This window comes from Candidatus Methylomirabilota bacterium (assembly GCA_035315345.1).
Taxonomy (GTDB): Bacteria; Methylomirabilota; Methylomirabilia; order Rokubacteriales; family CSP1-6; genus CAMLFJ01.
Genome location: DATFYA010000006.1, coordinates 1 through 8,800, shown reverse-complemented (window position 1 = coordinate 8,800; position 8,800 = coordinate 1). Strand labels below are relative to the sequence as shown.

Below are 8,800 nucleotides of genomic sequence, written 5' to 3'. Positions count from 1 at the left end.
CGACACCCGGCCCGAAACCATCCGGATCAAGGACACGCTGTTCTTCGATCTCGTCCGCTTCGTGAAGGACCTCGGCACGAGCGTCGAAGCCACGAACCCGATCCGCCATCTGCTGCCGTCATCCCACGCCAACTCCGAGGGGCACATGCGGCTGAAGGTCGGCAAGATCGTCGACCGTAGCATCAACTACGAGGACCTGTTGGACCTGATCAAATCCAAGGACGTCGTCATCAACGACAAGATGCTGCAGCCGCGCCCGACCGATCCCAAGACCAAGGCGGCGATCGTTGCGCGGTTCATCATCCGCGGCTGCCGAATCGGTCACCAGGACAAGTTCGTGCGCAAGCTGAAGGAGGCGCTCGGCAACAAGACCCCGGTGGCGGCGCCGCTGCACTTCCATCTCGCCACGCCGATCAAGAAGCCACCCGGACACATCGAGTACCTGGGGTACGCGTTCGAGCTGTCCAGCCCGACTCCGCTGAAGGACCAGGCCGCGGTGATTGCCGCCATGATCGGCAAGGCATTTCCCCGGGTCGATGGCAAGGCGATCCCGGCCAAGCTCTGGAACAAGGACTTCATCCCCAGCAACCCGCACAAGATCACTGATCAGAAGCTACAGGAGGGCGAGCAGGTGTTGAAGAGCGTGGCCAAATCGCCCATCGACGGCAATCGAACCGTGTTGCCGCGAACCTATCGCTACAAGATCCGCAAGTTCCTGGGCAGTGACAACCGCGTGGAGGTGCCCGGGCAATCCACCAAGGACGAAGATCGCAAGAAGGCTGCGCGCGCCCAGATGCAGAAGGCCGGCTACTTCCACGAGAAGAGCGACTTTCCGATCTGGGAGCGCTTCGGCCTCAAGACGCTCGACGAGTTCATGAACGCCTGGGAGTGGCGCTTCGAGCCCAAAACCAAGTCGAAGTTCGTCACCTACAACGGCTACCGGCACGAGTACCGGGTGATCGAGCCGATCGTGGAGCTGGAGAAAGGCAAAGCGGTGAAGCCGGGCGAGCTCATCCTGAATTTCTACCCGAGCAAGCCCAGCAAGCGCGTCAAGGCGCTCTACGCGCTGAGTCCGGACGACCCCCGGCTGTACCGGCTGGTGTGACCACGGCAACCGGGCGCCGACCAGATCCCGGCGCCTTTTGCCGGCGGACGCCTACCGAGGATTGAAGCGCCAGCGTTGGAAGCGCCACGCGCTGTCGCCGCGGGTGCGGCCCTCGGCGATGAGCTGGGCGCCTTCCTGCTCGAAGTCGAAGATCTTCAGCACGCCGGCATGCCGAGATTCGTCGACCTCCACGTCGGTCTCGGTGAGGAACACCTCGTCGAGGAGGCCGGCGGCGTGCAGGGCGCGCAGGACGGTCTGCCCGCCCTCGCAGTCCAGGTAACGCACGCCGCGATCTTCGAACAGGCGCGTGTGGGCGCGATGCAGCGCTTCCGCGTTCTCCAGCGTTTCCACGAACAGGTCGGCGTCCTTCGTGGCGATGCCGCACGAGCGAAGATCCAGCTCGCCGGCCTGGGTGGTCAGCACGATGACCTCCACGCCCGGGGTGTTGAAGATGGGACGCGTCAGGTCGAGGCAGCCGCGCAGCGAGTACACGACGTGGCGCGGCTGCGCGGGCAGCCCATGAGCCCGCCGGAAGCGATAGAGCGCATCCATCGGCTCCTCGCCCGGCTCCTGCGGAGTCTGGATCAGGCCGGGCTGCTCGCGGAGGGTCTGCGCGCCGATGGCCACGTCGCCGAAGCAGCGCAGGTGGCGCATGTGGCGGCGATCGGCGATGCGCTCGTCCCGCTTGTCGTCGCCGCCCAGGATGGCGAGCACGGGGTCGTCGTCGGGACCCGAGCGCCGCCACGCCACCACGCCGTTGGCCGAGGCCACCATGACCCCGAAGATCCACGGCCGGTCCGGCCACGGCGGCGGGAAGCCGATCGGCTCGTACCAGTCGGGATCGGGCGAGCGACGGCCGAACGGGAAGCGGTGCTCGTTCTGGAGATGCCAGTGGATCTTCGCGCGGCTCACTACGCCCCAGTGTAGCCGGTGGGGCAAGCGGCCCCGGGAGCCGGTCGCGGACGACGGCCGCTTGCGCTAGGATGCGCCATGCTCTCGCGGCTGCTCCTGATCTGCGCCGTGCTGGTCGCGGGCGACGTGGCCGCCGCCGACGACGCGCCGCCGGTGACGTTCAGCCAGCACGTCGCTCCCTTGCTGCAGCAGCACTGCCAGGAATGCCATCGGCCGGGCGGTGGCGCCCCCTTCACGCTGGACGCGTATGGCCACGTCTACCGGCGGCGTCACAAGATCCTCGAGTCGGTCGAGAAGCGCCGCATGCCCCCGTGGAAGGCGGTCGCCGGCTACGGCGACCTCGCGGGCGAGCGGCGCATGTCGGATGCCGAGATCGCCACGCTCGCCCGCTGGGTCGCGGCCGGCGCGCCCGAAGGCGACGCGCGCGATCTGCCGCCGCCGCGCGCGTTCGCGGCCGCGAGCGCGGTGGACGCGGCCGACCTCGTGCTGCGGCCCGATCAGGCCTTCACGGTGGCGGGTCGCGGCGGCGACGTCTACCGATGCTTCAGCATCCCCACGTCGTTCCCCGAGGACCGCTACTTCACCACCGCGGTGGTCGTGCCGGGCAATTCGAAGATCGTCCATCACATGCTGGCCATGGTGGATCCGACCGGCGTGTCGGCGGGGAGGACCACGGACGGAGTCGGCCGGGACGGCGAGCGCGGCTATCCGTGCTTCGGCGGGCCGGGCTTCCGGATCGACGGCTACCTCGGCGGCTGGGCGCCCGGCGCCCGCCCGTGGGAGCTGCCCGACGGCGTCGGCATGCTGCTGCCCAAGGGCGCGCGCGTCGTGTTCCAGCTGCACTACCACAACGCACAGCTCTCCCCGCAGACGGACCTGACCGAGCTACGGCTGAAGGCGGCGACCGGCCCGGTGCGGAAGCGCCTGCACTTCATGCGGGTCGGCCGGTTCAACCTGTCGATCCCGGCCGGCAATCCCCGCTACGAGATCGAGGCGGGCTCGTTCGTGCACCGGCGGATGCAGCTGATCGCCATCCATCCGCACATGCACATGCTCGGGCGCGAGATGAAGGTCTGGGCCCGGATGAAGGACGAGTCGATCACCCCGCTGATCCACATCGCCGACTGGGATTTCAACTGGCAGGGCTTCTACTGGTTCCGGACCCCGGTGACGCTGCCCGTCGCCTCCTGGATCGAGCTCACCGCCGCGTGGGACAACTCGGCCGAGAACCCGCGCAACCCGAACAAGCCGCCGCGCGACGTCTCCTGGGGCGAGCGCACCGTCGACGAGATGGGCCACGCCGCCATCCTCTATACGGTGGACGCGGAGCAGCCGAAGTAGCGGGCGCAGTATGCTCGCGCGCGCGCCGAGCTAGGAGGAGAGCAGGCGGAGCTCGGCGGCGGCGCGATCCGCCCAGAGGCGCATCTGCATCTCGCGGAACAGACGCGCGGCCGTCGACAGATGGGCACGGGCATCGTCCGTCTTGCCGCGGCGGCCATACAGAGTGCCGAGCCCGAGGTGACAGCGGGCGGTCAGGGGGCGGACGGAGAGCTTCTCGGCTCTGTCCATCGCGTCCCGGTACAGGCCCTCGGCCCGCGCGTCATCCGACGGCTCCCGCCGCGTGCTGACCTCGGCGGTGAGCCGCAGCGCCCACGCCTCGAGGACGGCCTCTCCCCGCTCGCGCGTGTTGCGGAGCGCCTCGTCGGCCAGCTCGGCCGCTTCCTCCACCGCCCCGGTCAGGAGGCGCGCCTCGCTGAGCCACATGATCATCTGGGAATGGAACACCACCATGCGCATCATCGAGGCCTGATCGATGGCCTCTCGCAGCAGCCTCTCCGCTTCCGAGAACCGGGCCGACAGCGCCAGCGAGTATCCGAGGAAGGATGCAAACACCGGGCGCCAGAGCGGAATGTCGTGACGCTGGCACAGCTCACGGGCCCGCTCGAACGGGCCGACCGCGAGTGCGACGTCGCCCCGTCGGACGTGGAAGGTGCCGAGGGTGAGGAGCCCGGCGACGACGGTTTGCGGATGGCCGATCGCCTCGGCCAGGTCCAGGGTCTCGCGCGCCTCGGTCTCCGCTTCCTGAAAGCGGCCGAGCTCGGATAGCGCCCAGGACAGGAAGCCCCGGGCGTAGACCGCCGGGCGGATGGCGACGCCGAAGCTGTCGTGGCTCCGCTCGCCCGGCAGCAGGCGAACGACGCGCCGGGTGCACTCGATGGCGCGCTCGCATTGCCCGAGGGAGAAGTAGGCGGCGCCCAGGTAGGTGTGGGCGAGCACGTCGATGGTTCGGTCGCCCTGCTCGGCGGCGATCCGCCGCGCGCGCTCGCCATACTGCACCGCCTGAGCCGCTTGCCCGAAGCTCGGATAGACGCCCGCCATGAGGGCGGCGACGAGGCCCTGCCGACGCGGGTCCTCGAGTCGCTCCGCCAGCGCCTCCAGCTCATGGAGAATCTGGAAGACCCGCATGAACTCGCCCAGGGGAATGAGGGCGCTGCGCAGGTCGAGGCGGACGTCGAAGGCGGTCTCGTTCGTCCCGTCGTCGTCCGGACAGTGCTGGAGCGCGTCGAGGGCCTGATCGAAGTAGGCGACGGCTTCTCGGTTCGCGGACCGCGCCGTCGCCTTCCGGCCCGCCTCGCGACAATACCCGACCGCGTCGGGCCAGCGCTCGCTCCGCTGCGCGTGATGGGCGAGGCGCTCGACATGCTCGGCGAGGCGATCCGCGTGGAGCGCGCCGATCGCGTCCGCGATGCGGCCGTGGAGCACGCGGCGCTGCTCCCTGAGGAGGCTCCCGTAGGCGACGTCGTGGGTCAGGGCGTGCTTGAAGGTGTACTCCAGATCGGGGAAGAGGCTCCGCTCGTACAGGAACTCGCTGGTCTGGAGCCGCGCGAGGCTCTGCCGCAGGTCGTCGCCGGGAAGGTCCACGATCGCCTCGAGGAGCGCGGCGGGGACGTCCTTGCCGATCACCGCCGCCGATTGCACGATCTGCTTGTCGCGCGGGGGCAGACGGTCGATGCGCGCGGCGAGGAGCGCCAGCAGGGACGGAGGAATGTGCACCGTGGGCAGGGGCCGAGTCAGCCGATAGGCGCCGCGGGTGCCCGTGAGGACGCCGGTCTCGACCAGCGACCGGACGCTCTCCTCGAGCCAGAGCGGGTTTCCCGCCGTCTGCTTGGGCAGCGTGTCCTTGAGCGGCGTCAGGCTCGAATCATCCCCCAGCACCAGGTCGAGGAGCGATTCGATGCTCTCGGGCACGAGCGGGGCCAGCCGGAGCTCCCGGTACCACGGGGCCTGGCCGGCCCACGCGTGCTCGGGCGCGGGGCGATAGCTGACGATCACGAGAATGCGAGCGTTGGAGAGCACCTCGACGATGCCGTCGAGGACGGCGCGGGTCTCGGAGTCGGCCCAGTTGACGTCCTCGAGCGCGAGGACGACGGGCTGGAGGCGGCTCTCCGACAGCAGGAGCCGCCGGACGCCCTCGATGGTTCGCTGCCGGCGCAGGACCGGGTCCAGAGCGATCCACTCCGGATCTTCGACGGCGATGTCCAGCAGGGCGAGAAAGGCGGGGACGAACGGGGCGAGCTGCCCGTCGCGCGCGTGGATCCGGCTCGCCACGTGCACGCGGATCTCCTCCTGGTCCTGCCGTTCCTGGATCTCGAAATACTTCCGGAGGACGTCGATGACCGGCGCATACGACGCGCCCTTGCCATACGGCGTCGTCTGGCCTTCCAGGACGGCGCAGCCCTCCGTGTGCCCGGAGTGGATGAACTCCCAGAGCAGACGCGACTTGCCGACCCCGGCCTCGCCGACCATGGCCACCACGCGGCCCCGCGCGGCGCGCACCTGCTCGAGGGCATCGGTGAGCTGCCGCATCTCGGCCGTCCGCCCCACGAAGGGGGTGAGTCCGCGGGCCGCGGCCACCTGCAAGCGCGAGCGCGCCTGGCCGGCGCGCACGATCTCGAACACCTCGATGGGCGCCTCGAGACCCTTGATGGGCATCGGGCCGAGCGGCTCGAGGACGACGTATCCGTCCACGAGCGCGGCGGTGCTCGCCGTGACCAGGATCGATCCGGATGTGGCCGCCTGCTCCATCCGCGAGGCGAGATGGGTGGTCTGACCGACCGCGGTGTAGTCCATGTGCAGGTCGCTCTCGATCGAGCGCACCACCACCTCTCCCGAATTCAGCCCGACGCGGATGCTGATCGGCGCGCCCCGCCCCCTCGGCAGCTGGGCCGCGTAGGCGCGCACGCTCTCCTGCATACGGAGCGCGGCGTAGGCGGCCCGCACCGCGTGGTCTTCCAGGGCGAGCGGCGCGCCGAAGAGCGCCATGATCCCATCGCCCATGACCTGGTTCACGAGCCCGTCGTACTGCTGGACCGCCGCGATCATGCGCTCGAGGACGGGGTCCAGCAGGGCCCGCGCCTCCTCGGGATCGCGCTCGGTCAGCAGCTCCATCGAGTTCCGGAGATCGGCGAAGAGGACGGTGACGTGCTTGCGCTCGCCTTCCGCCACGCCCAGGCTCCGCACGCGATCGGCGAGGTCGCCCGGGAGCGGGGACCGAGGACTCGAGATGCCCGCCGACGCGACGAGCGGCCGGCCGCAGTTCGAGCAGAACCGGGCCCCCGCGGGATTGTCGTGCCGGCACTTGCCGCAGATCACGGGCCCCGCAGCCCCTCCAGGATCTTGGGGAAGACGAGGCTGGGCGCGTCCTCGGCCCAGTAGAGGTCCTGGTGCCCGAACCCGGGCACGACGTGCTTGTGCAGCGAGCGAGGCTGCTCGTCGCGGCGTCCCCGTCGCAGCCACTCGTACATGGTGTCGATGGAATCCCGGTGCCAGAGGGAGTTGAGGTCGCCGGTGATCAGCGTGATGTGGCGGTCCTGGAAGGCCTCGCGCCGGAGATAGCGCCGGTCCACGGGCAGTGGGCCCGTGCGGTCGGCGACGAACGGCGCCGCGTACCCGCGGCGCAGGTTCTGGCAGCAATGGATCAGGAACTCGAGGGCGATGTACCCGAACTGGGTGGGCAGATAGCCTCCGTCGTGAATGCGCCGGATCTTGTCGGGGATGAACGGCATCCCGAACATGTACGAGAGCCGGTGGCAGATCTCGACCGCGCAATCGTGGGGCAGCGGCGTGTCGAGCCAGACCTCGTACGGATCCTCGAGCAGCCGCGGCCACGGGCCATCGTCGGGATCCCGCGTGCAGACGTTCCGGTCCCAGCCTTTGGTCGGGTGCAGGAGATGCTGGCCGCCGCCGAGCAGCTCTTCGAGGACCCGGTCTTCCGCCTTGAGCACGTTGTCGATCGCGGCCCGGTAGAAGAGGCCGAGCCCGGTGAGCACGACGCGCTCCACGTCGGCGCTCGCGATCGCGCCCTGGGCGATACCCTGGGCGACGATGGCGCCGCCCATGCAGTGGCCGAGCACGGCGATCGGGCCGCGGACGTTGTGAGGCGCTCGCCGCATGGCGTGGAGCGCCGCGGGCACGTCGCGCTCGGCGGCGGCGTCGATCGTGAAGGTCGTCGGCACTCGGCCCTTGCCGAGGGCCGTGCAGTAGACGTCCCGCACCCGTCGCAGGCTGGCCCGCCAGTCGAGCGTCCACACCTCGAGGCCGTGCCCGCGCAGGTAGTCGACGAGCGTCTGCACCTCGCCGATGCGGAACGTGTCGCTGCCCGCGCTGGCGCCGTGCACCAGCAGGACCGCGGGCCGGTCCTCCCGCGCCGCGGGGCCTTCGTCGTGGCGCAGCTCGAGGGCGCAGCCGTCCGCCGTCGTGACCCCGATGGCGGGGGGCGTGTCGGTGACGGCCGGCCGGCTCACCTCAGCGCCCCGGGCCCGCGAACGGATCGACCATCTCGAGGCGGGGCAGGTACACCTGACGCAGCGTGCCCAGGAAGAACCGGAAGAAGCGGGCGAAGGCCCAGGCGATCCGCGCGTGGTCGTCGTCGGCACCGGTGATCCGAAACGAAGGCAGCTGCGTCTTGAGCAGATCGGCGATGTGCACGTGCATCTCACCGACGCCGGCGGGCCGCTCACCCTCGTAGAGCGTGACGTGGAGCGTGGTGGTCTCCGTCCACGGGGCCAGGCCCGGGCCCCCGTAGATCTTCTTGACGCCCACGAGCCGGTCGAGCCTCGGAGCGCCGGGACCGGGCGTCAGCTCGAGCACGTACTCCATCTCGTAGCGGTGGCTGGCCCTCTCGAGTCGCCGCAGCAGCGACTCCATCGCGTCCTCGGCGTCCTTCCGGGCCGGCTCCAGTGACCGCGTCGAGCGCGCGTCGGCACGGAGCCGCGTGAGCCGGTCCAGCCGCGCGATCCCTTCGTCGAACAGCGCCCGGAGCGCGGTCGCGGCCTCCACGCGCTTGAGGAGGTCGAGCGTGCCCTTGGCCTCGTACTGCACCTCGCCCCGGCCGGCCCCCGGCACCAGCCGCACGGTGCCGTCGACCGCCACCGGCCGCCGGGGGTTGACCAGAAAGGCGCTCAGGTCGTCGATCGTCGACGTCAGGTCGGCGCGGATCGCGAGGTTGCCGCCGCCGAGTCGGGGCGCGTGGAAGCCTTGCATCACCTCGGTGAACGTGAGGCCGATCGCCTGCGCGCGGGGCTCGGGCGAGGGGGCGGTGATGTGAGCGATCGGATCGAGCACGGCGGGGGTCTGGCCATACTGTTCCCTGATCTCGGCGAGACTCGGGCCGCCGGGGAGAGGGGGATCCAGGGGGACGGGCGTGGGCGCGTGGATCGGCGAGGCCGCGTCCGTCAGCGCGCGCCGGACGTTGCGCTCCGCGATGGCGGCGATCGTCGCGGA

Annotated in this window: 6 protein-coding genes; 2 read left to right on the top strand and 4 right to left on the bottom strand. The window is 70.3% G+C overall.

The window, feature by feature from the left end:
- On the top strand, nt 1-1,105 hold a 1,105-nt coding region (locus VKN16_00740), incomplete at its 5' end, for a hypothetical protein (protein HME92725.1).
- A 51-nt stretch (nt 1,106-1,156) separates the two neighbouring features.
- Here the strand turns inward: VKN16_00740 and VKN16_00735 are convergent.
- Nucleotides 1,157-2,017: a hypothetical protein gene (locus VKN16_00735; protein ID HME92724.1), complete on the bottom strand. Its 861-nt coding sequence runs from the start codon at nt 2,015-2,017 to the stop codon at nt 1,157-1,159.
- Nucleotides 2,018-2,095: 78 nt separating this feature from the next.
- On the opposite strand from VKN16_00735, the gene VKN16_00730 reads away from it, so the two are divergent.
- Complete coding sequence (locus VKN16_00730) at nt 2,096-3,358, top strand: ascorbate-dependent monooxygenase (protein ID HME92723.1); 1,263 nt, start codon at nt 2,096-2,098, stop codon at nt 3,356-3,358.
- Between the two features lie 30 nt (nt 3,359-3,388).
- Here VKN16_00730 and VKN16_00725 read toward each other — a convergent pair whose 3' ends face one another.
- The 3 genes from VKN16_00725 to VKN16_00715 form a co-directional block, all read right to left on the bottom strand.
- On the bottom strand, nt 3,389-6,670 hold the full coding sequence (locus VKN16_00725) for an adenylate/guanylate cyclase domain-containing protein (protein HME92722.1): 3,282 nt from the start codon (nt 6,668-6,670) through the stop codon (nt 3,389-3,391).
- Nucleotides 6,667-7,821 (bottom strand): alpha/beta fold hydrolase, encoded by a 1,155-nt coding sequence (locus VKN16_00720; GenBank protein HME92721.1) that lies wholly within the window; start codon nt 7,819-7,821, stop codon nt 6,667-6,669. The genes VKN16_00725 and VKN16_00720 overlap by 4 nt, the downstream gene beginning before the upstream one ends.
- 1 nt (nt 7,822) lies before the next feature.
- Nucleotides 7,823-8,800: hypothetical protein (locus tag VKN16_00715; GenBank protein ID HME92720.1), on the bottom strand; the 978-nt coding region annotated here is incomplete at its 5' end.